The 1,473-nt window shown below is 63.1% G+C and carries 2 protein-coding genes; both read left to right on the top strand.

Going from position 1 to position 1,473, the window contains the following annotated elements:
• A partial coding sequence (gene aguA / locus KUO17_RS26480) for an agmatine deiminase (protein WP_217978491.1) occupies positions 1-1,049 on the top strand: 1,049 nt, incomplete at its 5' end.
• Positions 1,050-1,231: 182 nt separating this feature from the next.
• Entirely contained in the window at positions 1,232-1,432 is a 201-nt protein-coding gene (locus KUO17_RS26485; protein ID WP_217978492.1) for a hypothetical protein, read from the top strand.
• The last annotated feature ends 41 nt before the right edge of the window (positions 1,433-1,473 follow it).

Genomic DNA, 1,473 nt, shown 5'->3' on the forward strand with positions numbered 1-1,473 from the left:
CCCCGCAAACCCAGGTCTGGATGCTGTGGCCAGAGCGCCCCGACAACTGGCGCCTGGGCGGCAAGCCGGCGCAGGCCGCGCACGTGGCGGTGGCCAAGGCCATCGCGCGGTTCGAGCCGGTGACCGTGGGCGTTTCTGCCGGCCAGTACGAACACGCCAGCGCACGCCTGGACATGCCCAACATCCGCGTGGTGGAAATCAGCAGCGACGACGCCTGGGTACGTGACACCGGCCCCACCTTCGTGATCAACGACGGCGGCGAAGTGCGCGGCGTGCACTGGGGGTTCAACAGCTGGGGCGGCTTCGAGGGCGGGCTGTATGCCCCCTGGAACCGCGACGAGCAGGTGGCAGCCAAGGTACTGGAGATGGAGCGCTGCCAGCGCTACCGCACCGAGGGCTTCGTGCTCGAAGGCGGCTCGATTCACGTCGACGGCGAAGGCACCCTGATCACCACCGAAGAGTGCCTGCTCAACCACAACCGCAACCCGCACCTGAACCGCGAGCAGATCGAGGCGATCCTGCGCGACCAGTTGGCGGTGGACACCATCGTGTGGCTGCCCGAAGGCCTGTACAACGACGAAACCGACGGGCATGTGGATAACTTCTGCTGTTACGTGCGCCCGGGCGAAGTGTTACTGGCCTGGACCGATGATTCCCAAGACCCCAACTATGCCCGCTGCCGTGCTGCGCTGGCGGTGCTGGAGCAGCAGCGTGATGCCAAGGGTCGCACCTTTGTGGTGCACAAGATGCCGATCCCTGGCCCGCTGTATGCCACTGAACAAGAGTGTGCAGGGGTCGACCCGGTGGCCGGCAGCCAGGAGCGCAACCCGTCGGTGCGCCTGGCTGGCTCCTATGTGAACTTCCTGATCGTCAACGGCGGGATCATCGCGCCCAGCTTCGATGACCCGGCAGATGCGCAGGCCAGAGCGATTCTGGCGCAGTTGTTCCCGGACCATGAAGTGGTCATGGTGCCGGGCCGCGAGCTGTTGCTGGGCGGCGGCAATATCCATTGCCTGACCCAGCAGCAACCGGCACCTGCCGGCCGCTGAGCACGCCCTGCAGAAAAAGCCCGTCACTGACGGGCTTTTTCATGCGCGTTCGACGACCGGCGGTACAGCTGGCACATGTCTTGTATTTGTTTTGCCTTGTATTTCAAGCAAGTAGGACGGCGCAGTTCTGTCACAAAGTTTGATTAAGGTAGCCGCTCACACTTCTGGGAGTACGTGTGTAAATGAATGCGACAGGTGAACCGGCTTCGCACCCTTCGGTAGTGAACCATGAGGCGCTCCAGGCAGTAGCGCAGTGGTTGAAGCACCACGGAACTATCCGGGTCAGGAAGACCGATCCACGCCGTGTGCTGGTGGAACGTTATCCACAGGGGCTGATCACCGAGGCAGAGCTCGAAGCACTGCTGGGGGTGTGGTACCGCTGAAAATGCAAAGGGCGCCACCGATGACGGTGACGCCCTTTTTT

Origin of the sequence: Pseudomonas aegrilactucae (assembly GCF_019168305.1) — a bacterium.
Classification (GTDB): Bacteria; Pseudomonadota; Gammaproteobacteria; order Pseudomonadales; family Pseudomonadaceae; genus Aquipseudomonas; species Aquipseudomonas aegrilactucae.

Bases quoted from the DNA above. Each gene is read 5' to 3' on its own strand.
- KUO17_RS26485 (WP_217978492.1), top strand. From the start codon at position 1,232: ATGAATGCGACAGGTGAACCGGCTTCGCACCCTTCGGTAGTGAACCAT.